We start from the raw sequence: 24,265 nt of genomic DNA, 5'->3' as shown, positions 1-24,265 counted from the left end.
AACTCGGAAGCGCAATCAATCGTCCTCATCCTCGAACCCGGCGAGATCGAGCGCACGTGCCTTGATCTGGTGCAGCGCGCACCAGTGGACGAGTGCGTCCTCGCGGCCATGCGTGACCCATACCTCCCTTGGTGCGACTTCGCGGATCGTGCGCGTCAGATCGTCCCAATCGGCATGATCGGACATGATCAAGGGTGCTCGACATTGCGCTGCACCGCGCGCTGGCGGACGCGCATCCAGCCCGACGCCATCGCGGTGACCGGATCGGGCAGGCGGCGCGACCAGCGATCGTTGAGCGCGCCGGGCGGGCAGATCACGATGCGCCCTTCCAGCTCCTTCTTCGCCACCCCGGTCGCGAGGCGCAGATCGCCCAGATCGACGCCCAGCTCGACATAGAGATCGCACAAGCGTTGCATCGCGCCGTGGAGGTAGATGGGGTCATCGAATCCCATGGCGCGCAATTCGGCGATCACGCGCTGCGCCTTACCCAGCGCATAGGCGCCGACCAGCACGCAGCGTGCGGGGTTAGCCCGCAGCGCCGCCAGCAATTTGTCTATTTCGTCGCGCGTCTCGGGATGGCGGAACACCGGCAGGCCGAACGTGGCCTCGGTAATGAAGATGTCGCAGGGGGTCACTTCGAACGGCGCGCAGGTGGGGTCCTGCCGGCGCTTGTAATCGCCCGACACGACGATGCGCTCACCACGATGCTCCAGGATGATCTGGGCGGAGCCGAGCACATGGCCCGCGGGCACGAACCCGATATCGACATCGCCCAGCCGGATGCTCTCGCCATAAGCGACCGGATGGCCGGTCTGTGCGCCGTAGCGCGTCTGCATGATCGCCAGCGTCTCGGGCGTGGCCCAGACCTCGCCATGCCCGCCGCGCGCATGATCGGCATGGCCATGCGTCACCAGCGCGCGCAGCACCGGCTGCGAGGGATCGACCCACGCATCGGCGGAAGGGATATAGATTCCCGAAGGTTGCGGATCGATCCAGTCGCCGAGCTTCGCCATCATGCCTATATGGTTGGGATGCCCGCAGGTTCCCAGCTTCCCCGCCAACTCGAAGACTGGTTCGCCGCGCGTGGCTGGTCGCCACGGCGGCACCAGCGGGAGATGCTGGCGGCCGCGCGCGCGGGCGAGCATGCACTGCTGGTGGCGCCGACGGGTGCGGGCAAGACGCTGGCGGGATTCCTGCCGACGCTGGCCGAGCTGGCGGAGACGCCGGGCGAGGGGCTGCACACGCTCTATATCTCGCCGCTCAAGGCGCTGGCGGTGGACGTGCAGCGCAATCTGCTGACGCCGATCGAGGAAATGGGGCTGCCGGTCCGCGTGGAGACGCGCACCGGCGACACTTCGCATGAGAAGAAGCTGCGCCAGCGCGCGCGGCCGCCGCAGATATTGCTGACCACGCCCGAATCGCTGAGCCTGCTGCTCTCCTACGAAGACAGCCTGACGATGTTCGAGGGGCTGAAGACGATCGTCATCGACGAAATCCATGCCTTTGCCACGGGAAAGCGCGGCGATCTGCTGGCGCTGGCGCTGGCGCGGCTCGGCAGGCTCGCGCCCGGTCTGCGCCGCGTGGCGCTGTCCGCCACGGTGGCCGATCCCGACGGCTATCGGGCCTGGCTCGCGCCTTATGGCGATATCGACAGCGTCCGGCTGGTGCAGGGCGAGCGAGGGGCCGATCCGGACGTGGCGATCCTGCTGCCCGAAGGACGCGTGCCCTGGGCCGGACATTCGGGCATTTATGCGATCCCGCAGGTGATGGCCGAGATCGAGACGCACCGGACGACGATCATCTTCTGCAACACGCGCGGACTGGCCGAGCTGGTCTTCCAGAATCTGTGGAAGGTCAACGAACTCAAGCTGCCAATCGGGGTGCATCATGGCAGCCTGAGCCTGGAGGCGCGGCGCAAGGCCGAGCAGGCGATGGCCGACGGCAAGTTGCGCGCATTGGTCGCGACCGCCAGCCTGGATCTGGGGGTGGATTGGGGCGATGTCGACTGCGTGATCCAGATGGGCGCGCCCAAGGGCTCGTCGCGGATGCTGCAGCGGATCGGGCGCGCCAATCACCGGCTGGACGAGGCAAGCGAGGCGGTGCTCGTGCCGGGCAACCGCTTCGAATATCTGGAGGCCCGCGCGGCGCTCGATGCGGTCGAGCAGGGCGAGCTGGACCCCGACATCTTCCGCCCGGGCGCGCTCGACGTGCTGGTGCAGCATGTGATGGGGGTGGCGTGCGCGGCACCCTTCGCGGGCGAGGAAATGCTGCAGGAAGTGCGTGCAGCATTGCCCTATTCCGCGCTGGAGGCGGAGACGTTCGACCGCGTGCTCCAGTTCATCGCTGACGGCGGCTATTCGCTGCGCGCCTATGACAAGTTCAAACGGCTGACGAAGGGCAAGGATGGGCTGTGGCGCGTGACCAAGCCCACCTTTGTTGCGCAGCATAGGCTGAATGCGGGGATCATCGTGGAAGCGCCGATGCTCGAGGTCCGCTTCCGCAATGGGCGGCGGCTGGGCAAGGTGGAGGAAGCGTTCGGCAATTCGCTTTCGCCGGGCGACACCTTCTTCTTCGCCGGGCTGGCGCTGGAGGTCGAACGGGTCGAGCTGACCGACCTGATCGTGCGGGCGACGTCGAAACAGGCACGCTACGTATCCTATATGGGGGCGCGGCTGGCGATCACCGCGACGCTCGCGAACCGCGTCCGCGCATTCCTGGCGGACAGCCGCCAATGGGCGCGCTTCCCCGACGATGTCCGCGAATGGCTCGAGGTCCAGGGGCGGCGCTCGGCCCTGCCCACGCCCGGCCAGTTGCTCGTCGAGACCTTCCCGCACGAGGGGCGGCACCACATGGTGGCGTACAGCTTCGAAGGCTGGAACGCGCACCAGTCGCTGGGCATGCTGATCACGCGGCGGATGGAGAAACTGGGGCTGAAGCCGCTGGGCTTCGTCGCCAATGACTATGCACTGGCGGTCTATGGGCTGGAGAAGATCACCGATCCCGCCGCGCTCTTCTCACCCGACATATTGGAGCATGAGTTCGTCGACTGGGTGCAGAGTTCCGCGCTGCTCAAGCGCGCGTTCCGCGAGGTGGCTATCATCGGCGGGCTGGTCGAGCGGCAGATACCGGGCAAGAAGAAGAGCGGACGCCAGGTCACCTTCTCGACCGACCTGATCTATGACGTGCTGCGCAAATACGAGCCCGACCACCTGCTGCTGCGCGCGGCATGGGCGGATGCGCGAGCGCGGATGACCGATGTTGGAAGGCTGGCGCATCTGCTCGACACCGCAGCGGACACGATGCTGCACATGGACCTGCCCCGCGTCAGCCCGATGGCTGTGCCGGTGCTGATCATGATTGGCCGCGAGACGGTGCCGCAGGGCGCGGCTGAGGACGCGCTGCTGATGGAGGCGGAGGCGATCGCGGGCGAGGCGATGCGGCTCGACTGACCCCAATCATCTCGATTGCTGCGCAGCATTGAAGGGTATATCATCGCCGCATGTCATGGCGTGCTCGCCCGCTTCTGCTCCTCCCGCTGCTGCTGCCGCTGGGCGCGGCGGCCGGAGGACATGACGGCCGCCAGGACCCCGACATGATCTCGTCCGAGAACATGGTCGATGCCATGCTGGTGACGCTCGGCGAACTCGACAAGAGGCTGACGGTGCCGGTCGTGGTGGGGGGCCGGGGCCCCTATAATTTCATCATCGACACCGGTGCCGAGCGCACCGTGGTCTCACGCGAGCTGGCCGGATCGCTGCGGCTGACCCCGGGCAAGCCGGTGACGCTGACCTCGATGACCGGGCGATCGGTGGTCGATACCGTGGTGGTGCCCGACCTATCGATCAAGTCGATCGGCCAGCTCCATACCGTGACCGCGCCCTCGCTCGGCGCGCGCGATCTGGGAGCGGCCGGGCTGCTGGGCATCGACACACTGAGCAAACATGCCGTCTCGATCGATTTCGAGAAGGGCACGATGGCCGTCCGCCCGAGCAGCAAGAAGGACCGCGACCGCACCAACGGATCGAACGAGATCATCGTGACGGCCAAGAGCCTGTTCGGCCAGTTGATCGTCACCGACGCCTATTACGGGCATACGCGCGTTCAGGTGGTGCTGGACACCGGATCGCAGGTGACGATGGGCAACATGGCCCTGCGCAAGCGCATCGGCCGCGCACGGATGAAGAAGGCCGTGCAGATCGAATTGACCAGCGTAACCGGCGGCAAGATGGAGGCCGACTATACCGCCGTGCCCGATATCCGCGTGGGACGCCTGACCTTTGGCGAGATGCCGATCGCCTTTGCCGACCTCGCACCTTTCCATCGCTTCGGCCTGACCAAGCGGCCCGCGCTGCTTCTGGGCATGGATGCGCTCCACGCCTTCCAACGGGTCGAGATCGATTTCCCCAATCGCCAGGTCCGCTTCGTCATGAAGAAAGTCCGCGAACGGCCGGGAATGTTCAACCCCTCGCAGATCGGGGGCTATCCCGCGCCCTCCGAATAGGCCGCGGTTGACAGCGCAGGCGCGTGACTGCTTGTACGAGTAATGACCAGGTTGTCCCGCGCGACTCTCGCTTCGCTTCCGCAGGCGATCGCCCGCCCCGGGCACGATCCCGCCGTCGTCTCCACCGGGATCGTCCATTTCGGCCCCGGTGCGTTCCACCGCGCGCATCAGGCGGCGTTTATCGACCGGTTGCTGGACAAGGATCCGCGCTGGGGGATCGCCGCCGTTTCGCTCCGCAGCCCAGGCACGGTCGAGGCGCTTAAGGCGCAGGACGGCCTGTACACGCTCGCGGTGATCGACCGGACCCGAAGCCTGCGCGTGATAGCGGCGCATTCCGATGCGATCGGGCCGGGCGAAGGCGCAAGGTTGCGTGCGCTGCTCGCCGACCCCGCCGTTCGAATCGCGACTAGCACGGTGACCGAGAAGGGCTATTGCCTGGGCGGCGACGGGAGCCTGGACCTGTCGCACCCCGACATCGTCCATGATCTGGCGCGCCCCGCCGAGCCGGCGAGCGTGATCGGCTGGATCGTAGCGGGGCTTTCGGACCGCCGCGATGCGGGCACAGCGCCATTTGCCGTCCTGTGCTGCGACAACATGACCGGCAATGGCGGCAAGCTTCGCGCCGCCTGCGTCACTCTGGCGCGCGCATGGGACGCGAACCTCGCGAGCTGGATCGAGGACAAGGTCGCCTTCCCCGATTCGATGGTGGATTCGATCACCCCGGCAAGCGACGCCGCGTTCCTGGGCCATGTCGCGGATCAGCTCGGCGTTACCGACGACGCCGCGGTACAGCGCGAAGGCTTCACGCAATGGGTGCTCCAGCGCTTCGACATGGCCGAAGGGCCGGATCTCGAGTCGGTGGGGGTTACGCTCACCAATGATGTGCGCGGATATGAGCAGGCCAAGCTGCGCATCCTGAACGGCGCGCATTCCTCGCTTGCCTATATCGGCCTTGCGCTGGGGCTGGAGACGGTGTTCGAAGCGATGTCCGATCCCGCGCTCGAAGGCTTTATCTCGCGCCTGGTCCATTCGGACATCGCGCTCAGCCTCAAGCCGGTGGAGGGGCTGGATATCTCAGCCTATGCCGACGCGGTGCTGGATCGCTTCCGCAACCCGGAGATCCGCCATCTGCTCAGCCAGATCGCATGGGACGGATCCCAGAAGCTGCCTTATCGGCTGCTCGACACGATCCAGGACGAGTTGGACGCCGGACGCAATATCGACCGGCTCGCGGTGCCGGTTGCCGCCTGGATCGCGTTCGTGCGGCACAAGGCGCAGACGGGCGAGACGCTTACCGATCCGCTGGCCGATATGCTGATCCGGGCAGCCGCAGGGAGCGACGTGGCCACCGCGATGCTCGGGCTGAGGCAGGTATTCCCGGAGACGCTGGCGACCGATCCGCGATTCCGCCACGCGGTTACCGACGCGCTGCTGCCGTTCCTCGACGGGCGCCCGGAAACGCTGCTGACCCGCTAAAGCGCGGCGGGCGCGCCGTCCTGGAGCACGTGGCTGCACAATTGCGCTTGCGGCGTATCATCGGCTTCCAGCGCCGCGACGGTGACCCAGCCCTGGCTGCGCAGCGCCGCGCCGAGATCGGACGGGGTGCCGAGCGGAAGGAACAGCCGCTGCCGCTCCGCATCGCCGAGCCCGGCATCCAGAATCGGATCGGCGAAGAGCGAGAAGCCGACGGCGGCCTCTTCGCGGCCATCGCCATGAATGATCGTGTAGGTGCCGCCGCGACCGATCTCGCCGCGAACGCCATCGGCGAAGATCGAGAAGCCCAGCCAGCTTTGATATTCGAAGCCGTGCCGCTCGGTAGGATCGAGCGTCAACGCGGCCTGATCGCGGATCGCCGACGCGATGCGCGCCAGCCCGTCGAGACGCGAAGTGAGATTGCCCGAATCGATCGCACGCAACCGCGCCATCGCGGCATCGAACGGCCCGGCCGCCTCAATCAGCGGGAGATAGCGCGAATCGATGGCCGCAACGCCGCCCGCATCCTTGGCATCGAGACGCTCGCGCAGCAGCGCCAGATCGGGCGTATCCGAAGCGAGCGTATCGACCAGATCGGGAAGCGTGAAATCCACGCTGATCCGCTTCACGCCCGCCGCCTGCAACGATTCGATCGCGACCTGGACGATCTCGGTTGCCGCAGCGACGGTATCGAGCCCGATCAGCTCGCAACCGATCTGCCGCATCGAGCGTAGTGGATCGAGCTCAGACGCCGAGAGCTTGAGCACCGGCCCGGCATAGCTGAGGCGCACCGGGCGGGGATGGTGCCCCATCCGGGTCGCAGCGATGCGACCGACCTGCGCCGTGATATCGGGCCGAATCGCAAGCGTGCGTTGCGAGACCGGATCGACGAAGCGGACCGCGTCGCGCAGGCCGCCTGCTTTCAGCCGCGCGGCGAGCCCGTCGGCGAATTCGGCCAAAGGCGGATCGACCTGCTCATAGCCATAGCCGCGCGCCACGCCGAGCACGCGCCCCTCCAGCCGCGACGCCGCATCGGCGGCGGGCGGCAGGCGGTCGTGAAAGCCCTCGGGAAGAAGTCCGGTCATGCGATCGCCTTTAGACCAACGCGTCATCCCGGCGGAAGCCCGGAAGCTCATGCGGCATGAGATCGGGCGCTTCCGCCAGAATGGCGCGCTACGCGCATCAGAACTTGAGCGCCATCGCCGTCTTCACGCCCGGAAGCGCGCGAAGCTTGGCGATCAGCTCCGGCGTGACCGCTTCGTCGACCGACAGGAGCAGCACCGCCTCGCCACCGGTTTCGCGGCGGCCGAGGTGGAAGGTGCCGATATTGACGCCCGCTTCGCCCAGCGCGGTGCCGAGGCGGCCGATAAAGCCCGGCGCGTCTTCGTTGACGACATAGAGCATGTTGCCGGCGAGATCGGCCTCAACCTTGATGCCGAACAGCTCGACAAGGCGCGGCTGGCCGTTGCCGAACAGGGTGCCGGCAACCGAACGCTCGCCCGCTTCGGTCTTGACCGAAACGCGCAGCAGCGTGTGGTAATCGCCTTCCTTCTCGGTCTTCACTTCGCGGACTTCGATGCCGCGTTCCTTGGCGAGGAACGGTGCGTTGACCATGTTGACCGTGTCCGAATGGACGCGGAGAAAGCCTGCCAGCACCGCGCTGACGATCGGCTTCTGGTTCACTTCGGTCGCAGCGCCTTCGCTGTGGATCGAGACGCGCGGGATCGTGCCGGTGGTGAGCTGGCCAACGAGGCTGCCGAGCGTTTCGGCAAGCGCCATATAGGGCTTCACGCGCGGCGCTTCCTCAGCCGAGAGGCTGGGGACATTGAGCGCGTTGGTGATGCCGCCCGAGACCAGATAGTCCGCCATCTGCTCCGCGACCTGGATCGCGACATTGACCTGCGCTTCGCTGGTCGACGCGCCGAGATGCGGCGTGGAGATGAAGTTCGGCGTGCCGAACAAGGGCGATTCCTTGGCCGGCTCCTGAACGAACACGTCGAGCGCCGCGCCCGCGATATGGCCGCTTTCGAGCCCTTCCTTGAGCGCCGCTTCGTCGATCAGACCGCCGCGTGCGCAGTTGATGATGCGGACGCCCTTCTTGGTCCGGGCGAGGTTTTCCTTCGACAGGATATTGCGGGTCTGATCGGTCAGCGGCGTGTGGAGCGTGATGAAATCGGCGCGGGCGAGCAGCTGATCGAGCTCGACCTTCTCGACGCCCATTTCGATCGCGCGTTCGGGCGTGAGGAAGGGATCATAAGCGATCACCTTCATCTTGAGGCCCAGCGCGCGATCCGCGACGATCGAGCCGATATTGCCCGCGCCGATCAGGCCCAGCGTCTTGGCGGTCAGCTCGACGCCCATGAAGCGGTTCTTTTCCCACTTGCCAGCCTGGGTCGAGGCATCGGCCTCGGGGAGCTGGCGGGCGAGTGCGAACATGAGCGCGATGGCGTGCTCTGCGGTGGTGATCGAGTTGCCGAACGGCGTGTTCATCACCACGACGCCCTTGGCCGAGGCCGCGGGGATATCGACATTGTCGACGCCGATTCCGGCGCGGCCGACGACCTTCAAATTGGTGGCGGCATCGAGGATCGCCTTGGTCACCTTGGTCGAGCTGCGGATGGCGAGGCCATCATATTCGCCGATGATCGCGGCAAGCTCTTCGGGAGTCTTGCCGGTGATTTCGTCAACCTGCACGCCGCGCTGACGGAAGATTTCCGCGGCCTTGGGATCCATTTTGTCGCTGATAAGGACTTTGGGCATTTTGAATTCCTTAGTTCCCACCGTCACCCCGGCCTTGCGCCGGGGTCCCGCTTTCGCAGGCCGGTGGGATAGAAGCGGGACCCCGGGTCAAGCCCGGGGCGACAAATCAAGGATTAAGCGGCTTTCGCTTGGGCATAGGCCCAGTCGAGCCAGGGGCCGAGCGCTTCGATGTCGGCGGTATCGACCGTCGCACCGCACCAGATGCGCAGGCCGGCAGGCGCATCGCGATAGCCGGCGATGTCCAAAGCCGCACCTTCGGCTTCGAGAAGCGATGCCATCTTCTTGATGAGCGCTTCGTCGGCACCTTCGACCGTGAGGCAGACGCTGGTGGTCGAGCGGATCGCGGCGTCGATGGCGAGGTTGCCCAGCCAGTCGCGCTCGGAGACGATCTTCTCCAGCGCCGCGGCATTGGCGTTCGAGCGGGCGATCAGCCCGTCCGCGCCACCGACCGACTTGCCCCATTCGAGCGCGAAAATCGCGTCCTCGACCGCGAGCATGCTCGGCGTGTTGATCGTTTCGCCCTTGAACACGCCTTCGGCCAGCTTGCCTTTGGAAACCAGGCGGAACACCTTGGGAAGCGGCCATGCCGGGGTGTAGGTCTCAAGCCGCTCGACCGCGCGAGGGCCGAGGATCAGCACGCCGTGCCCGCCCTCGCCGCCCAGCACCTTCTGCCAAGAGAAGGTGGCGACGTCGATCTTGTCCCACGGCAGATCATAGGCGAACACCGCGCTGGTCGAATCGGCGAAGCTCAGGCCTTCGCGGTCGTCCGGAATCCAGTCGCCATTCGGCACGCGGACGCCCGAGGTGGTGCCGTTCCAGGTGAAGAGCACGTCGTTCGACCAATCGACCGCGCCCAGATCGGGCAGCTGGCCGTAATCGGCGCGCAGGACGGTCGCATCGATCTTGAGCTGCTTGACCGCGTCGGTGACCCAGCCCTCGCCGAAGCTTTCCCAGGCGAGCGCGGTGACCGGCTTCGCGCCAAGCATTGTCCACATCGCCATTTCGAAAGCGCCGGTATCCGAACCGGGCACGATGCCGATGCGGTGGGTATCCGGAAGCTTCAGCATCTCGCGCATCAGATCGATCGCGTACTGGAGACGCGTCTTGCCGATCTTGGAGCGGTGCGAGCGACCAAGGACCTGGGTATCGAGCTTTTCGGCGGACCAGCCCGGCGGCTTAGCGCAGGGGCCGGAGGAAAAATAAGGACGCGCCGGCTTTACCGCCGGGCGGGCATTCAATTCAGTCATTTAAGACTCTCCTTACAGAGAGCACGCGCGGCGTTGGGACCGCGTGGCCCGTCGACGGCCCTAAAGCCGCGCCCGCGAAAGTCAATTGCGCTGCGGTGCAGCGGGACGCAATTTTGTACCGCTCAGGGCCGGGGTGGTGGCCAATTCGCGAAAAGACCGCGATCGGTCATCCAGTCGGTAATGCGGTCGCCCCAGTGGCGCAGGCTGACTAAGGGCGTGCGCTCGCCCAGGTTGAAGGCATGGCCGCCTGCGGCGAACAGATGCATCTCGACCGACGCGCCCGCGGCGCGATAGGCGGTCATCAGATCGATCGCGGGCTGCGAGCAGCATTCGTCATCGGTCGCGGCGGTGAGCAGCAAGGGCGGCGAATCCTTCGCCACATTCTCCTCGCCGTGCAGCGGGCCGGGATAGACGAGGATCGCGAAATCGGGACGCGCGGAAAGCGCGTCGGTGGCGTCGTCCTTCTCCGGCGCAGGTGGTGGGCGAAGCGTGGCGGCGCGGGCCAGTTCGCCACCGGCGGAGAAGCCGATGACACCGACGCGCGCGGGATCGAGCGTGAACTCGGTCGCGCGGGCACGGATCGTGCGGATCGCGCGCGCCGCATCCTCACGCGCGTGATCGAACGAATAGATCGGCGAATCCTTGCCCCGAAACAGCCGGTAGCGCAGCACGAACGCCGCCACGCCGCGCTCGGCGAACCAGCGTGCGACATTCTCGCCCTCACTGGTGATGACAAGAAATTCATGCGCACCGCCGGGCATGATCACAATCGCAGCGCCCGTCCGCCGCTCGGCGCGGGCGGGATAATAAGTGATGCTGGGATTGTTGATATTGCGCGTCCAATATTCCCTGGAGATTTCGGGAATCGCCGCGCGGCTCTCGAACCCCGGGGCGCCTTTCTCCCAGAGCGGGATGCGCAGCGGATCGGCGGGCGGCGACTGGGCGAAGACTGGAAGACTGAGCGCTATCGCCAGCAAAGTCGCGAGCAACCGGATCATGCGCTTCCTCTCCAATGTAAGAGCACGCGTGATAACAGGCAGGGTTAGCGACTGTTAACCCTTACCTTGGTATCGCTTTCGCGTGCGCTTTGTATTTGCCTTTGCACCGTTGCTCCTTTCGGCCTGCGTGTTCGGCGGCGACGACGCCCCTGCCCCGCGCCCCGCGCCGATTCGCGAGCGGCCGAGCGGCCCGGTCACGCTCAACGGGCCGACGCCGCTCGCGACGCAGCAATGCTTCACCGACCTCGCTAAGGCCGATGTGCGCTATTCGGGGCTGCCCGATCGCGATTTCGGCGGCGGCTGCGTGGTGACGGGGGCGGTGCAATTGCTCGATATCGGCGTGCCCGTAACCGGCCTCAAATCGATGCGTTGCGAACTGGCCCGCACTTTCACGGCATGGGTGCGCTATGCCGTCGCACCCGCAGCGATGCAGATCCTCGGCAGCGAGCTTGTGCGCGTCGAAACCTATGGCACCTATTCATGCCGCGGCATTGTGGGCGGGGGGCCGGCGACTGCGGGCAAGATGTCCGAGCACGGCATGGCCAATGCGGTCGATGTTTCGGGCTTCGTGCTCAAGGATGGTCGCCGGATCACGATCGAGCGCGGCTGGCGCTCGGAGGATCCCGCCACGCGCCGATTCCTCAAGACGCTCCATAATTCGGCGTGCCGGCGCTTCAAGACGGTGCTCAGCCCCGATTACAACGCCGCGCATTACAACCATCTCCACCTCGACATGGGCCGGGGGCCTTTCTGCGCCTGATTGCAGACGCGCGATATTCGCCCTAAGCCGGATTAAATGAGCAACGAAACAAGAGTGCCGAGCCGGGTTTTCCAGCCGGCCCGCGAAGAAGCCGCCTGCGCGAACACCAATAGCGGCACGCCCCAGACCGAACATCCGGCCTATCGCCTCGCCTTTCAGGACATGGATTTCCTGTTGCGCGAGGATCTGCGCCCGGTGCGCTTCCAGCTCGAGCTGCTGAAGCCGCAACTGATCCTCGCCGAAGCCAATATCGCGTCGACCTTCGTCTTTTACGGGTCGGCGCGCATTCCGGAGCCGGTAAAGGCGCAGGCGCTGCTCGAAGCGGCGCAGGACGACGAGGCGAGAAAGATCGCCGAACGGCTGGTAGAGAAGAGCAAATATTATGACGTGGCGCGCGAGCTTGCCGCCAAGGTCAGTGCCTTCCCACGCGACGAGGCCGGCAAGCGGCACTTCGTCGTCTGCTCGGGTGGCGGCCCTTCGATCATGGAAGCGGCCAATCGCGGCGCGCTCGACGTTGGCGCCGAATCGGTCGCGCTCAATATCGTGCTGCCGCATGAACAGGCGCCCAATCCCTATGTGACGCCGGCGCTGTCGATGCAGTTCCACTATTTCGCGCTAAGGAAGATGCACTTCCTGCTGCACGCCCGCGCGCTGGCCGCCTTCCCGGGCGGGTTCGGGACGTTCGACGAATTGTTCGAGCTGCTGACCTTGATCCAGACCGGCAAGATCAAGCCAATTCCGGTGCTGCTCTATGGCCGCCAGTTCTGGGACCGCGTCGTCAATTTCGAGGCGCTGGTCGAGGAAGGCGTGATCGCGGCCAAGGACCTGAAGCTGTTCAACTATTGCGAGACCGCGGAAGAGGGCTGGGAGATCGTCCAGCAATTCTGGCACGATCATGAGGAGCAGCAGGTTGCGCCCACCAAGGCCGAAGCCTGAGGCGCTCCCGGCGCGACGGCCACCGGCCTCACGCAAAAAGGCCCGCTCTCCCAAGCCGGAGAGCGGGCCTTTTTAGTGGCCAGTGGAGCCGGGCTCAGTGGCCCTTCTTCTCCGCCTGCACGGCTGCCTGCGGATCGACCGACGGTGCGCCAGTGGCCGGGCTCGCCTGGTTCGACAGATTGCCGGTCTCGGCAGGTGCGGTCGCGTTCGCTTCTGCCGGAGCCGCAGCGGCGGGGGCCGCCGCCGGCAGCGGCAGGTTCGAGCCCTGCGCGTTCATATAAGCGATGATGTTCGCGCGCTCCTGACCATCCGGTACGCCGGCGAAGGTCATCTTGGTGCCAGGCGCATATTTGCGCGGCGAGGTCAGCCATTCGTCGAGCGCCTCGAAGGTCCAATTGCCCGGCACGCTCTTGAGCGCGTCCGTGAACGCGAAGCCGGCGATATGACCGTGCGGCTTGCCCACGACACCATAAAGATTCGGACCGATGCCGTTCGCGCCGCCCTGGGCGATCGTGTGGCATGCAACGCACTTCTTGAACGAGGCTTCACCCTTGGCGAGATCCGCGTCCGCGAGCCGAGTCGCGAGTGGCACAGCAGCAGCGCCGCCGCCGCCCTCGCCCGCTTCCTCGACGCCCTCGATCGGGTAACCCATCTTATCCGGGCGACCATTATGGTAGATCATCCCGCTGACGATCGAAAGACCGAGCGCGGCAATGCCGCCGGCCAATGCCCAACCTGCGATCGTGTTCGTGCGGTCTTCCATCTTGTGCCCCTGAGGAATTCTGGCTTCAAATTCGAGACCCCTCTAGTGAAGGGCTTTCCGCATCGCAAGCCGCTTGCCGGGCAGCATCGGCACGGTTAATCGCGAGCCCCCATGGAGAATTTCGCCGCACCAGCACGCCCGATCGTCGCGGCGATGATCGAGCAAGCCGCAAGCGCACCCGAACGCGCCGTCGCGTTTCAGGGCGCGCCGGGCGCCAATTCGCACATCGCGGTGCTCGAAGCCTTCCCGAACGGGCTGCCGCTGCCCTGCTTTTCGTTCGAGGATGCGATCGACGCGGTGAAGGAAGGCCGCGCGGACTGCGCGATGATCCCGATCGAGAATTCGCTCCACGGGCGCGTCGCCGACATCCATTTCCTGTTGCCCGAATCGGGGCTGGTGATCACCGGCGAGCATTTCCTGCCGATCCGCTACGCACTGATGGGCACGGGCAAGCTCGAACAGGTCAGGCAGGCGATGAGTCATCCGCAGGCGCTGGGCCAGTGCCGCCAATGGCTGAAGGCGCAGGGGATCGCGCCGCTTTCCTATCCGGACACGGCCGGCGCCGCCGCAATGGTGGCGGAGCTCGGCAATGTGGAAGTCGCCGCGCTCGCGCCGCCGCGCGCCGCCGAAATCTATGGCCTCGACACGCTGGCAAGCAACATCGCCGACGCCGAACATAATATGACGCGATTCGTCGTGCTCGCCCGGGCCGCGCCCCGGGATGCGGGTCCGGGGCCCTTCATGACGACGTTCATCTTCGAGGTGAAAAACGTGCCCGCCGCGCTCTACAAGGCGCTGGGCGGCTTCGCGACTAACGGCGTCAACATGACGAAGCTGGAAAGCTACCAGCGCGGCGGCACCTTTGCGGCCACCGAATTCTATGCCGATGTGGTCGGCAGTCCGGAAGACGCGACCGTTGGCCGCGCGCTGGAAGAGCTGCGCTTCCACACCAAGTGGATGCGCGTGCTGGGCACTTATCGGCAGGCACGCGAGCGCCCCTGAGCGCGCAAGGGGCGCGGCCGCCCCGTGCGAATGCGCAAATGTTCCCAATGTTCGCACTGACGAAGCCCGTATTGCGGACCAGTCCGGAACACCGGCACGCGGCGCTACGCGCCCAAGCAGTTATCCGAATCCTACATTACAAGCTGGGAATGCCCGTTTGACACTTATGTATAATTGTTGTGTATAGACAACATATCGCTTTTCTGAGTCGCCAGATGCCTGCCATTCACAATAGACTTGCCCTGTTTCGCGCCGAGCGCGGCATCAGCCGCCGCGCTTTGGCGGAAGCGGTGGACGTGAACCCCCAGACGATCGGCTATCTCGAACGCGGCGATTATAGCCCGAGCCTGGAACTCGCGATGAAGATCGCGCGCTATTTCGACGTTCCGCTCGAACTGCTCTTTTCCTTCGAACCCTTTGAATCCGTCGCGGCGGCGCTGCGCCGCGCGGCATCCGGCGCCGACGAATGACCAAGGAGGTCAGCATGCCACGGTTTAACGAACGCCTGTTCGACAAGCTCGACGCCGCAGCCGAGCGCACGGGAGTTCCCGCGCCGACGAAACGCCCGCCTCGTCGGCGGCATCTGCGCTGGTGGCCGATCATCGCGCTTGTGCTCGGGGCGACGGGCCTGGCCCTGAGCCTCGCGCGCGGCGATCTGTTCACAGTGAGCTACACGCTGGTCATGGCCGGTTTCGCCCTGTCCATGCCGCTGCCGATGGCCGGTCCGGTCAAGGCATGGGGCGGGCCCGACATCGCGGACGAGTTCGATCGCGCGATGCGCCTGCGGGCGTTCCTTGCGACCTTTGCCTCGATCAGCGTGATGGCGGTGATCGGCATCTGGCTGATCCTGGGGTTGAACCTGCTGGGCGCGTGGCCGAAGCAGGTGCTGATCGGCCAGATCAGCAATTTGTCGCTGTTCCTGATGACGCTCTACTCGGCGGTCCCGACGCTCTATGCGAGCTGGGCGACGCAGCCGATCGGCGAGGAGGAATAAGCCGTCAGAGCCCTTCGGCCCAGGCCGTCAGCAGCGTGTGCGCGATGGCGTAGCGCGGCGGGGCGATGAAGCCCGCATCGGCGTCTCCGGCCAGCGCCCTGCACACCTGATCGCGGGTGAACCAACGCGCATCCTCCAGCTCATGCACGTCGATCTCGATTCGCTCATCGTCCGCCACGCCGATGCACGCCATCATCAGCGATGACGGGAACGGCCAGGGCTGGCTCGCGATATAACGAACGCCGCGAACGCGAACGCCGGCTTCCTCCTCGATCTCGCGCATCACCGCACCCTCGATCGATTCTCCGACTTCGAGAAAGCCCGCGAGCGCCGAATAGCGGCCCTTCGGCCAGGATGGCTGGCGGCCGAGCAGCACACGCTCACCCAGTTCGGCGAGCATGATGACGACAGGATCGACGCGGGGGAAATGTTCGGCGTGGCAATGGGGACATTTGCGGCCCCAGCCGGCGCGAAAAATATCGGCTGGCGTGCCGCAGACAGCACAAAAGCCATGCCGCGCGTGCCAATCGACCAGACTGCGGGCAGCGGCGTAGAGCGCCGCGTCCTCGCACGTGAAGCGCTCCAGCATGCCGAACAGCGCCGGAGAGCGTGTGGCGGGCGGACGCACCCCTTCGGGAAGCGCCGAGACGAAGCGCGGCAAGCCATGCTCGAAGCCGAGGAACAGCAATTCGCCCGTCGCCTCGGCCAGATTGGTCCAGCGGAGCCGGTCATATTCGTCCAGTTCGGGATCGAGACCGTTCAGCACGAGCAACCGCGCCCTGGGGTCGGCGACAGCGGCGGCGAGCAATTCGGGTTCGTGACGGACGCGGTCTGCCCGATCGAGCGCGCCCCCGGTGAAGCCGGGCAAGTTCATGCGGTATTCGCCTTAATGTCTGGACGTTCTGCTCCCCACCGGGAGAGGATTATTGCTTCAGATCAGCGAAGATCGCCTTGGTGGTGTCGTCGCGCAGCTTGGTATCGCCGAACAGGTTGATCATCACCGTGGCGCGCACCTTGCGGGTGGGATCGACCCAGGCGATCGTGCCTGCGGCCCCGCCCCAGCCATAGGTGCCCTTGCCAACGCCGTCCGGCGTATCGGCGAGTGTGACCGAGCCGCCCGCGCCGAAGCCGAGCGGCGCACCGCCCGCGCGGTTGGCATTGAGCTGGCTGGTGTCCGTCCCCGGCGGCAGCAGGTTCGACATGGCGATGCGGACGGTTTCGGGCTTGAGGATGCGAACGCCATCCAGCGAGCCTTCATTGGCGAGCATATGGAGGAAGCGGTCATAATCGGCCGCCGACATCACCAGACTGGCGCCGCCATAAGGAAAGCTGGGTGGGCTGAGATAGACAGAGGTTTTGGCCGGATCCATCACCACGCGGGTGCCGCCGAGCGAGGCGAAATTATCGGCGAGACGGCCGACTTCGCCGGCGGGCACGGTCCAGAAGCTCGACTGCATCTTGAGCGGCGCGAAGATGCGCGTGTTGACGAACGTATCGAACGGGGCGCCGCTGGCGACCTCGATGACGCGGCCGAGCACGTCGAGGCCGATCGAATAGCTCCATTTGGTGCCGGGATCGAAGAGCAGAGGGAGCGCCGCCACCTTGTTGGCAAATTCCTCGAGCGTCGCCGGGCGCGTCGGGCGCGTGCGCGATTCGAGCGCGATGTTCACCTGCGCGGGATTGATGCCGAGGCGATTATATTCGTTGATCAGCGGCCCCGACTGGCCGGGCAGCACATAGCCGAGACCCGCCGTATGGGTGAGCAGGTGGCGTACCGTGATCTGACCCTTGGCCGGGCGGCTTTCGAGGCCCTTGGCGGGATCCACCAAGACCTGGGTGTCCTTGAACGCGGGGATATATTTGCTGATCGGATCGTCGAGCTTGAGCTTGCCCTCTTCAATCAGGATCATCGCGGCGATGCCGGTGATCGGCTTGGTCATCGAATAGACCCGCCACAGGCTGTTGGCATCAGCCTTGGGCGAATCGGGCGCGGCACCGATACGGCCTTCGGAAACCGTGGTGATCGTGTCGCCGCTGCCGGAACGGCCGGTGCGGATGACGATGCCCGAAACCGTGCCATCGGCGACATAGCGCTTCGCGACCTCGGTCTGGGCCGCGACGCCAGGCGCGGCAGGCGGAGCGACCTGCGCCGCAGCGGGGACGGCAAGCGTGACAATCCCGGCCAGTCCCAATCCGATCCATGCGCGCATCATGCTCTCCTGAAAATCCGTGCAGCCTTGGCAAACACCGTCGGCAGCCCCGCCGATTCGAGCTCAGCTATCGGCCACCATTCGCCATCGGCATTTTCATGCCCCCCGGCTTCCGCCGCCGCAAGAGCGAGTTGCAGATTGAAATGGGTAAAGCCGTGCGACGCCGATGCATCGAGCATGCGCCACGACGCGGATGTCGGCGCGCCTGCCAGCCCGGGCGGCGAATCGCTCCAGGGGCCGGTCGGCAAGGCGCGCATCCCGCCGAGCAGCCCCTTGGCCGGGCGGCGGACGAGCAGCACCCGATCGGCGCGGGTAAACCAGAACATCGTGCCGTAACGCTGCGGCTTCGGCGTCTTCGCGGCCTTGACCGGGAAAGCTTCGGGGGCGCCCGTTGCGAAGCCATCGCACGCATCCAGCAGCGGGCAAAGCATGCAGCGCGGCGCTCGCGCGGTGCAGATGCCGCTGCCCAGATCCATCATCGCCTGCGCGAAATCGCCTGCGCGGGCATCGGGCGTGACCGAATCGGTGAGCGCATGGATGCGCTTCCTGGCTCCCGGCAGCGGCTCCTCCACCGCGAACAGGCGCGAGACGACGCGCTCGACATTGGCATCGACCACCACCGCGCGCTGGCCAAAGGCGATCGCCGCGATCGCCGCCGCCGTATAGCCACCGATGCCTGGAAGTTTGCGAAGCTCGGCCTCGGTTGCGGGAAACGCCCCCATCGCGGCGACTTCGCGGGCGCATGCGAGCAGATTGCGAGCGCGGGCATAATAGCCCAGCCCGGCCCAGGCAGCCATCAGCTCGGCATCGTCCGCCGCCGCGAGCGAGGCGAAATCGGGCCAGCGCGCAGTGAACTTTTCGAAATACGGCGTCGCGCTCGCCACCTGCGTCTGCTGGAGCATGATCTCGCTAAGCCATACCCGATAGGGATCGGGCGCGTTCGCCCCCGGCTGCGCGCGCCACGGCAGCGCACGGGCGTGGCGATCATACCAGTCGAGAAGGCGGGAATGGATTGCGCGAGGCTTGTTGTCGGGCACAGGCCCCTATGGCATGGACACGGTTGGATGACGAAGCCCCCGCGCACCACGACCCGGCAGCCCAAGCCCGCGACACCGCCCCAGCGTGCGATGCGCGCGCGCGCGGTATCCGAGCTGCTGCCCGATGTGGGCCGCGCCGCATTCCGCAAGTTCGGCTTTGTCCAGCATTCGATCGTCAGCCGCTGGGTGGAAATCGTCGGCGAACGCTATGCCCGCGTCTCCACGCCCGAATCGATTCGCTTTCCACAGGGCAAGCGCGCCGAGGGCGTGCTGAGCCTCGTCGTAGGCGGCGCCCATGCCCCGATGATGCAGCATATCGCGCCCGAGATCGTCGAGCGGGTGAACCGCTTCTTCGGCTATCCCGCCGTGGCGCGGCTTTCGATCCGCCATGGCGAGGTAAAGAAGCTCGACAAGCCGCTGCCTCCGCCCAGCCTGAAGCCCCTGTCCGAGGAAATGAGCGAGAGCCTGCGCGGGATCGCCGACCCCGAACTAAAGAACGTCCTTGAAGCGCTTGCCGCCGGCGTGCTGGCAAGCGACGAAAAGCCCAAGATCGTCAGGATTGATTGATGCGTTTATTTGGTTTCCTCGCCGCCCTCTTGCTGATTTCGGGCGTGGCGACACCCGCCGCCGCGCAGAAGCGCGCCACCGCGACCGCCAAGGCAAAGCCGCCTGTGAAAGCCCCGGCCAAGCGCTGGGTCGATGTGGTCGTGCGCACGCCCGAAGGCGGCTATCGCCAGGGCAACCCCAACGCGAGGGTGAAGCTGGTCGAATATGGCGCGCGTACCTGCCCCACCTGTGCGGCGTTCGCCGAAGAGGGCGTGGGGCCGCTGCGCGCGAAATATATCGCGACGGGCAAGGTCAGCTACGAGTTCCGCGATCTGCTCGTCCACGGCGCACCCGATGCCGCCGCCGCTCTGATCAACCAGTGCGTGCCGCTGAACCGCTTTTTCCCGGTGCTCGACGCGATGTTCGCGGGGCAGCCCGCGGTGGTTGCGCGACTGCACGCATTGGAACGCGACCATGCGCGGCATCATCAGCTCGAATCGCTGCCTCCGGCCGAGTCGGTCGCGGGGTTTGCCGATGCGCTGGGCTATGTGGATTTCATCAAGCAGCACGGCGTGACCGAAGCCAAGGCGCGCGCATGCCTGGCCGATCGGGCAATGCTGGCCGGCGTGGGCCGCACCGATTCGAAAGGCGCTGCGCTCGGCGTGCGCGGCACCCCCAGCTTCATGATCAACGGCAGCCTGGTCACCCCCTACACCTGGGACGGCCTCGAGCCCTTGCTCATCGCGGCCCTTGGCTGACATACATAATCAAAACTTGGAGATGATCCCCATGCGTTCCGCCATTGCCCTGACTTCGATGCTCGCGCTTGCTGCATGCGGCGGCGGGGATTCGAACAGCTCCGCGCCCGTCGTATCGAGCACTGCCATCGCGACCGCGCCTGCACCCGTCGGCAAGGCCTGGGCCGAAACGGTCACCAAGACTCCGGAAAGCACCTTCGTGCTGGGCAATCCGGATGCGCCGATCAAGCTGATCGAATACGGCTCGCGCAATTGCCCGACCTGCGGACGCTTCGCCGCCGAGGGCATGGAGCCGCTGATGACGAAATATATCTCGACCGGACGGGTCTCCTACGAATTCCGCGACTTCCTGGTCCATGGCGCGCCCGATTTCGCCGCAGCATTGCTCAACCAGTGCGTGCCGACCGAGGCGTTCTTCACCGTGCTCGACCAGCTCTTCGCCAACCAGAACGCCTTTCTCGACCGCACCCAGGCGCTGGTCAGCCAGAATCCGCAACTCGTCGAGCAGCTCCAGAAGCTGCCGCCGGCGCAAGCAGCAGCCGGCTTTGCCGACGCGATTGGCTATATCGAGTTCATGAAGCAGCAGGGCGTGCCGGAGACGAAGGCCCGCGCCTGCCTGTCCGACCAGAAGGCCGGTGAGGCGATCTCGAAGATCAATGCTGAAGCAGTCAACACCAACCTGCCCGGCACGCCGACCTTCCTGATCAACGGCAAGGTGGTGCCGAACACCGCGTCATGGGCTGCGCTCGAGCCCGCGCTACAGGCGGCCGGCGCGCGCTAAGCCGGGGTCCAGAGACCCGAAATGCAGATCAAGCGGCTGCGGCTGACAGGCTTTAAGAGCTTCGTCGACCCAGCCGATCTGCGAATCGAACCGGGGCTGACGGGAATCGTCGGGCCGAACGGGTGTGGGAAATCAAACCTGCTCGAGGCTTTGCGCTGGGCGATGGGTGAAAACAGCGCAAAATCGATGCGCGGCGCGGGAATGGAAGACGTTATCTTCGCGGGAACCGCCACCCGGCCCGCGAGGGATTTCGCCGAAGTATCGATCCTGGCGGAGCAGGTGGGCGGCGAGGAAGAGTTCGAAGTCGTCCGCCGGATCGAGCGCGGCGCGGGATCGGCATACCGGATCAACGGCCGCGACGTGCGCGCCAAAGACGTCAGCCTGGCCTTTGCCGATGCCGCAACCGGCGCGCACAGCCCAGCGCTGGTGAGCCAGGGGCGGATCGGGGCGATCATCGCCGCCAAGCCCGCCGAACGCCGCGCGATGCTGGAGGAAGCGGCGGGGATCGCCGGACTGCACGTGCGCCGCAAGGATGCCGAGCAGAAGCTGCGCGCAACCGAGGCCAACCTGACCCGGCTGGACGAGGTGATCGGAGATCAGGAAGCGCGCGCCGCCGCGTTGAAGCGCCAGGCGCGCCAGGCCGAGCGCTACCGCGAGCTTTCCGACCGGATCCGCGTGGCCGAGGCGCGGATGATCTTCGCGCGCTGGCGCGATGCGGCGGCAGCTTCGGATGCGGCGAAGAAGGAAGCCGATGCAGCGCAGGCGCTGGTCGCGACGCGGACACAGGCGCATGAGGATGCGGTGGCCGTCCAGCAGGCCGCTGCCGAGACGCTGGCGACGGCGCGCGCCGAAGCGCTGGCGGTACGCGACCGGGCGACCGAGGCGATGCACGCGCTGGCGACCCTGCGCAGCGAGCGCGCGGCGGTCGAGCGGCGGATCGGCGAACTGAAAGAGGCCGAGCTGCGGCTGGCCGAGGATCGCGGCCGCGAAGGCGCGCTGGCCCGCGACGCCGCCGAAGCGCTGGCCCGGCTGGCGGAGGAAGAAAAGGCGCTCGACGCGCGCATCGCCTTTGCCACGACCAAGATGCCCACGCTCGACGCGGCGCTGGCCGAGGCCGAACGCGCCGCGCGCGATGCGGAGGTGGCGCTGGCGCAGGCGCTGGCCGCGCAGGCAAGCGAGGCCGCAGAAACCCGCGTCGCCGAAGCCGCGCTGGCGGCCGCTCGCACGCGGGTGGAGCGCAGCAACCGCGATCGCGACCGGATCGACGCCGAATGGCGCGCACTGCCCGATGCCGAACCGCTAAAGGCCGAAAAGGCACGCGCCGCCGAGGCACGGACACAGGCGCTGCGCCAGGCGGAGAGCGCGCGCACCGGACTGGCGCGGGCCGACGCCGAAGAGCGATCGGGGGTGGAATCGCGTAACCGGGCGCAATCCGCCCGCGCATCCGCCCACGCCGAACTGGCGCAGCTCGACAGCGAAGCCCAGGCGCTGGCCAAGGCGACACGCCCCTCGGACAAGGACCGGCTGCTGGATAAATTGAAGGTGGATGCCGGTTATGAGCGCGCGCTGGCCGCGGCGTTGGGAGACGATCTGGAGGCCGGGCTCGACCAGAAATCGGAGCGCTATTGGGCGGGAGCAGAGCCGCAGCCGGGCGATCCCGGCGCGCCGCAGGGCGCAACGCCGCTCGCCCGCCATGTGACCGCCCCGGCGGGGCTTGCGCGCCGGCTGGAGCAGGTGCTCGTCGCCGACAGCGATGACGGGCAGCCGCTCGCGGTGGGGCAACGGCTGGTGACTCTGGACGGCGTGCTGCGGCGCTGGGACGGCTATGTCGCCAGATCGGGCGGCGCGGCAGCGGCGGCACGGCTGCAGAATATCAACCGGCTGGCCGCGATCGAGAGAGCTCGCCCGGCGGCGGTGCGCGCGGTGGAAAGCGCGGATGCCGAGCTGGCGCGGATCGAGGAATCGATCGCCGAGGCCAAGCGCTCGGCGAGCGATTGCCGCCGCGTGCTGGACCATGCCGAAAATGCCGGACGCGAGGCAGGCCGCGCCGAGGATCGCGCCACGGCGCAGCTCGAACGGCTCGATTCGCAGCGCGCCGACCTGGAGGCGCGCCGTGCTCGCATCGCCGCCGAGCAGGACGAAGCCGGGGCCGAACTGGCGCGCGCCGACGCCGCCAAGACCGCCCTTCCCGATGGCAGCGCTACCCGCGACAAGGTTGCCGCGCTTTCCGCCGATGCCGAAGCCAAGCGCGCCGCCGCCGCCAATGCCCGCGCCGAGCGCGGCACGCTGGAGCGCGAGATCGCCCAGGCGCGCGAGCGCTTCGCGGCGGCAGGCGCGGAGGCGAAAAGCTGGAAATCACGCGCGGGCGAAGCGGCCCGGCGATCGGCCGAGATGGACAAACGCGGCGTAGAGCTGGCCGAAGAAAGCGAGCGCCTGTCCACCCGCCCGGCCGAACTCGATGCCAAGGTGGCGGCGGCCGAGACCGAGGCCGAGGCAGCGCGCAGCCAGTCCTCCGCAGCGCAGGCCGCCGAACAGGCCGCTGAAGCGGCGCTGCGCGAGACCGAAGGCGCAGTGCGCGCGGCGAACGAGGCGCTGGCCCAGGCCCGCGAGGAACGCGCCGGGTCGCTGGCGCGCGCGGAGAATCAGGAAGCCCGGCGGATCGAGATGGGGCGGCTTTCGGGTGAACGCTTCGAATGCCCGCCGCCCCTGCTGCCGCAAAAGGCCGGCTTCGATTCGGAGACCGTGCGCACGCCGCAGGACGAATCCACGGCGCATGAAAAACTGAGCGCCGAGCGCGAGCGGATCGGGCCGGTCAATCTGGTCGCGGAAAGCGAGCTGGCCGAACTGGAAGCCGCCTTCTCGACCAACGCGCAGGAGCGCGACGAGCTCGCCCAGGCGGTCAACCGGCTGCGCGGCAGCATCGGCACGCTCAACCGCGAGGGCCGCCAGCGGCTGCTGACCGCGTTCGAGGCGGTGGACCAGCATTTCCGCCGGCTGTTCACCACCTTGTTCAATGGCGGGCAGGCGCATCTCGAGCTGATCGATTCGGACGATCCGCTGGAGGCGGGGCTCGAGATCATGGCGCAGCCGCCGGGCAAGAAATTGCAATCGCTGACCCTGCTTTCGGGCGGCGAGCAGGCGCTGACCGCTGTGGCGCTGATCTTCGCCTTGTTCCTCACCAATCCCGCGCCGATCTGCGTGCTCGACGAAGTCGATGCGCCGCTCGACGACGCCAATATCGAGCGCTTCTGCGACCTGCTGGAAGCGATGACGCTGGAGACGACGACCCGCTACCTGATCGTCACGCACAATGCCGCGACGATGAGCCGCATGCACCGGCTGTTCGGCGTGACGATGGTGGAGCGCGGGGTCAGCCGGCTGGTGTCGGTGGATCTGGGCGGCGCGCTGGACGTGCTGGCGGCGGAGTAAAATCCCTCTCCCGCCGGGAGAGGGAGGGAGCAGCGCAGCTGCGGAAGGGTGAGGGAGATGTGCGCGTTCG

General features: G+C 66.7%; 20 protein-coding genes and 1 pseudogene. 12 read left to right on the top strand and 9 right to left on the bottom strand.

The window, feature by feature from the left end; genetic code table 11:
- Positions 1-15: 15 nt before the first annotated feature.
- Positions 16-1,013, bottom strand: a pseudogene (locus SSO01S_RS12545) (ligase-associated DNA damage response exonuclease).
- 18 nt (positions 1,014-1,031) lie between these two features.
- Here SSO01S_RS12545 and SSO01S_RS12540 point away from each other — a divergent pair.
- From SSO01S_RS12540 to SSO01S_RS12530, 3 genes are read left to right on the top strand one after another with little or no spacing between them, the layout of a single operon-like run.
- Positions 1,032-3,449, top strand: coding sequence for a ligase-associated DNA damage response DEXH box helicase (locus SSO01S_RS12540; RefSeq protein WP_083943032.1), 2,418 nt, complete (start codon positions 1,032-1,034; stop codon positions 3,447-3,449).
- A 50-nt stretch (positions 3,450-3,499) separates the two neighbouring features.
- Positions 3,500-4,501 carry a retroviral-like aspartic protease family protein gene (locus SSO01S_RS12535; RefSeq protein ID WP_066799227.1) on the top strand — a complete coding sequence of 334 codons (1,002 nt, stop codon included), beginning with the start codon at positions 3,500-3,502 and terminating at the stop codon, positions 4,499-4,501.
- Between the two features lie 42 nt (positions 4,502-4,543).
- Positions 4,544-5,977 (top strand): mannitol dehydrogenase family protein, encoded by a 1,434-nt coding sequence (locus SSO01S_RS12530; RefSeq protein ID WP_066799226.1) that lies wholly within the window; start codon positions 4,544-4,546, stop codon positions 5,975-5,977.
- Here SSO01S_RS12530 and SSO01S_RS12525 read toward each other — a convergent pair.
- From SSO01S_RS12525 to SSO01S_RS12510, 4 genes are all read right to left on the bottom strand, one after another.
- A complete protein-coding gene (locus SSO01S_RS12525) occupies positions 5,974-7,059 on the bottom strand; it encodes an ATP phosphoribosyltransferase regulatory subunit (RefSeq protein ID WP_066799225.1) in 1,086 nt (361 codons plus the stop codon). The genes SSO01S_RS12530 and SSO01S_RS12525 overlap by 4 nt on opposite strands.
- 97 nt (positions 7,060-7,156) lie before the next feature.
- Positions 7,157-8,734, bottom strand: coding sequence for a phosphoglycerate dehydrogenase (gene serA / locus SSO01S_RS12520; RefSeq protein WP_066799224.1), 1,578 nt, complete (start codon positions 8,732-8,734; stop codon positions 7,157-7,159).
- Between the two features lie 113 nt (positions 8,735-8,847).
- Positions 8,848-9,981 carry a phosphoserine transaminase gene (locus SSO01S_RS12515; RefSeq protein ID WP_066799222.1) on the bottom strand — a complete coding sequence of 378 codons (1,134 nt, stop codon included), beginning with the start codon at positions 9,979-9,981 and terminating at the stop codon, positions 8,848-8,850.
- A 122-nt stretch (positions 9,982-10,103) separates the two neighbouring features.
- Entirely contained in the window at positions 10,104-10,979 is an 876-nt protein-coding gene (locus tag SSO01S_RS12510) for an alpha/beta hydrolase (protein WP_083943026.1), read from the bottom strand.
- 82 nt (positions 10,980-11,061) lie between these two features.
- On the opposite strand from SSO01S_RS12510, the gene SSO01S_RS12505 reads away from it, so the two are divergent.
- A complete protein-coding gene (locus SSO01S_RS12505) occupies positions 11,062-11,739 on the top strand; it encodes an extensin family protein (protein ID WP_066799220.1) in 678 nt (225 codons plus the stop codon).
- A gap of 36 nt (positions 11,740-11,775) precedes the next feature.
- Positions 11,776-12,675, top strand: a complete 900-nt coding sequence (locus SSO01S_RS12500) for an LOG family protein (RefSeq protein WP_066799218.1) — start codon at positions 11,776-11,778, stop codon at positions 12,673-12,675.
- A 94-nt stretch (positions 12,676-12,769) separates the two neighbouring features.
- Here SSO01S_RS12500 and SSO01S_RS12495 read toward each other — a convergent pair whose 3' ends face one another.
- On the bottom strand, positions 12,770-13,438 hold the full coding sequence (locus SSO01S_RS12495; RefSeq protein ID WP_066799217.1) for a c-type cytochrome: 669 nt from the start codon (positions 13,436-13,438) through the stop codon (positions 12,770-12,772).
- A 111-nt stretch (positions 13,439-13,549) separates the two neighbouring features.
- Between SSO01S_RS12495 and SSO01S_RS12490 the strand changes: the two genes are divergently transcribed.
- The 3 genes from SSO01S_RS12490 to SSO01S_RS12480 all read left to right on the top strand — a co-directional run bounded on the left by SSO01S_RS12490 (position 13,550) and on the right by SSO01S_RS12480 (position 15,434).
- A complete protein-coding gene (locus tag SSO01S_RS12490; RefSeq protein ID WP_066799216.1) occupies positions 13,550-14,440 on the top strand; it encodes a prephenate dehydratase in 891 nt (296 codons plus the stop codon).
- A gap of 215 nt (positions 14,441-14,655) precedes the next feature.
- Positions 14,656-14,910: a helix-turn-helix transcriptional regulator gene (locus tag SSO01S_RS12485; RefSeq protein ID WP_066799215.1), complete on the top strand. Its 255-nt coding sequence runs from the start codon at positions 14,656-14,658 to the stop codon at positions 14,908-14,910.
- A 14-nt stretch (positions 14,911-14,924) separates the two neighbouring features.
- Positions 14,925-15,434: a hypothetical protein gene (locus SSO01S_RS12480; protein WP_066799407.1), complete on the top strand. Its 510-nt coding sequence runs from the start codon at positions 14,925-14,927 to the stop codon at positions 15,432-15,434.
- Between the two features lie 4 nt (positions 15,435-15,438).
- Here the strand turns inward: SSO01S_RS12480 and nudC are convergent, their stop codons facing one another.
- The 3 genes from nudC to SSO01S_RS12465 are packed head-to-tail and all read right to left on the bottom strand — an operon-like array spanning position 15,439 to position 18,681.
- Positions 15,439-16,308, bottom strand: coding sequence for an NAD(+) diphosphatase (nudC, locus tag SSO01S_RS12475; protein WP_066799213.1), 870 nt, complete (start codon positions 16,306-16,308; stop codon positions 15,439-15,441).
- A gap of 49 nt (positions 16,309-16,357) precedes the next feature.
- The gene (locus SSO01S_RS12470; RefSeq protein ID WP_369404250.1) at positions 16,358-17,644 is read right to left on the bottom strand and encodes a serine hydrolase domain-containing protein; all 1,287 of its coding nucleotides are present in this window, start codon (positions 17,642-17,644) and stop codon (positions 16,358-16,360) included.
- Positions 17,644-18,681 (bottom strand): A/G-specific adenine glycosylase, encoded by a 1,038-nt coding sequence (locus SSO01S_RS12465; protein ID WP_066799208.1) that lies wholly within the window; start codon positions 18,679-18,681, stop codon positions 17,644-17,646. The genes SSO01S_RS12470 and SSO01S_RS12465 overlap by 1 nt, the downstream gene beginning before the upstream one ends.
- Before the next feature lie 27 nt (positions 18,682-18,708).
- Between SSO01S_RS12465 and SSO01S_RS12460 the strand changes: the two genes are divergently transcribed.
- The 4 genes from SSO01S_RS12460 to smc are packed head-to-tail and all read left to right on the top strand — an operon-like array spanning position 18,709 to position 24,195.
- On the top strand, positions 18,709-19,248 hold the full coding sequence (locus SSO01S_RS12460) for a DUF721 domain-containing protein (RefSeq protein WP_066799205.1): 540 nt from the start codon (positions 18,709-18,711) through the stop codon (positions 19,246-19,248).
- A complete protein-coding gene (locus SSO01S_RS12455) occupies positions 19,248-19,985 on the top strand; it encodes a DsbA family protein (RefSeq protein WP_066799203.1) in 738 nt (245 codons plus the stop codon). Before SSO01S_RS12460 ends, SSO01S_RS12455 begins: the two co-directional genes overlap by 1 nt.
- A gap of 31 nt (positions 19,986-20,016) precedes the next feature.
- The gene (locus SSO01S_RS12450) at positions 20,017-20,766 is read left to right on the top strand and encodes a thioredoxin domain-containing protein (RefSeq protein ID WP_066799406.1); all 750 of its coding nucleotides are present in this window, start codon (positions 20,017-20,019) and stop codon (positions 20,764-20,766) included.
- A gap of 21 nt (positions 20,767-20,787) precedes the next feature.
- Positions 20,788-24,195, top strand: a complete 3,408-nt coding sequence (smc, locus tag SSO01S_RS12445; RefSeq protein ID WP_066799201.1) for a chromosome segregation protein SMC — start codon at positions 20,788-20,790, stop codon at positions 24,193-24,195.
- The last annotated feature ends 70 nt before the right edge of the window (positions 24,196-24,265 follow it).

This window comes from Sphingomonas soli NBRC 100801, from assembly GCF_001591025.1.
Taxonomy (GTDB): Bacteria; Pseudomonadota; Alphaproteobacteria; order Sphingomonadales; family Sphingomonadaceae; genus Sphingomonas; species Sphingomonas soli.
This window is presented reverse-complemented; position numbering and strand designations above follow the sequence as displayed.

Excerpts from the sequence above, each read along its gene's own strand:
- SSO01S_RS12460 (WP_066799205.1), top strand. The coding sequence starts at position 18,709 with ATGACGAAGCCCCCGCGCACCACGACCCGGCAGCCCAAGCCCGCGACA.
- smc (WP_066799201.1), top strand. The coding sequence starts at position 20,788 with ATGCAGATCAAGCGGCTGCGGCTGACAGGCTTTAAGAGCTTCGTCGAC.
- SSO01S_RS12525 (WP_066799225.1), bottom strand. The coding sequence starts at position 7,059 with ATGACCGGACTTCTTCCCGAGGGCTTTCACGACCGCCTGCCGCCCGCC.
- SSO01S_RS12450 (WP_066799406.1), top strand. The coding sequence starts at position 20,017 with ATGCGTTCCGCCATTGCCCTGACTTCGATGCTCGCGCTTGCTGCATGC.
- serA (WP_066799224.1), bottom strand. The coding sequence starts at position 8,734 with ATGCCCAAAGTCCTTATCAGCGACAAAATGGATCCCAAGGCCGCGGAA.
- SSO01S_RS12485 (WP_066799215.1), top strand. The coding sequence starts at position 14,656 with ATGCCTGCCATTCACAATAGACTTGCCCTGTTTCGCGCCGAGCGCGGC.
- SSO01S_RS12510 (WP_083943026.1), bottom strand. The coding sequence starts at position 10,979 with ATGATCCGGTTGCTCGCGACTTTGCTGGCGATAGCGCTCAGTCTTCCA.
- SSO01S_RS12490 (WP_066799216.1), top strand. The coding sequence starts at position 13,550 with ATGGAGAATTTCGCCGCACCAGCACGCCCGATCGTCGCGGCGATGATC.
- SSO01S_RS12470 (WP_369404250.1), bottom strand. The coding sequence starts at position 17,644 with ATGCGCGCATGGATCGGATTGGGACTGGCCGGGATTGTCACGCTTGCC.
- SSO01S_RS12455 (WP_066799203.1), top strand. The coding sequence starts at position 19,248 with ATGCGTTTATTTGGTTTCCTCGCCGCCCTCTTGCTGATTTCGGGCGTG.
- SSO01S_RS12535 (WP_066799227.1), top strand. The coding sequence starts at position 3,500 with ATGTCATGGCGTGCTCGCCCGCTTCTGCTCCTCCCGCTGCTGCTGCCG.
- SSO01S_RS12540 (WP_083943032.1), top strand. The coding sequence starts at position 1,032 with ATGCCCGCAGGTTCCCAGCTTCCCCGCCAACTCGAAGACTGGTTCGCC.
- SSO01S_RS12515 (WP_066799222.1), bottom strand. The coding sequence starts at position 9,981 with ATGACTGAATTGAATGCCCGCCCGGCGGTAAAGCCGGCGCGTCCTTAT.
- SSO01S_RS12530 (WP_066799226.1), top strand. The coding sequence starts at position 4,544 with ATGACCAGGTTGTCCCGCGCGACTCTCGCTTCGCTTCCGCAGGCGATC.
- SSO01S_RS12500 (WP_066799218.1), top strand. The coding sequence starts at position 11,776 with ATGAGCAACGAAACAAGAGTGCCGAGCCGGGTTTTCCAGCCGGCCCGC.
- SSO01S_RS12495 (WP_066799217.1), bottom strand. The coding sequence starts at position 13,438 with ATGGAAGACCGCACGAACACGATCGCAGGTTGGGCATTGGCCGGCGGC.
- SSO01S_RS12480 (WP_066799407.1), top strand. The coding sequence starts at position 14,925 with ATGCCACGGTTTAACGAACGCCTGTTCGACAAGCTCGACGCCGCAGCC.
- nudC (WP_066799213.1), bottom strand. The coding sequence starts at position 16,308 with ATGAACTTGCCCGGCTTCACCGGGGGCGCGCTCGATCGGGCAGACCGC.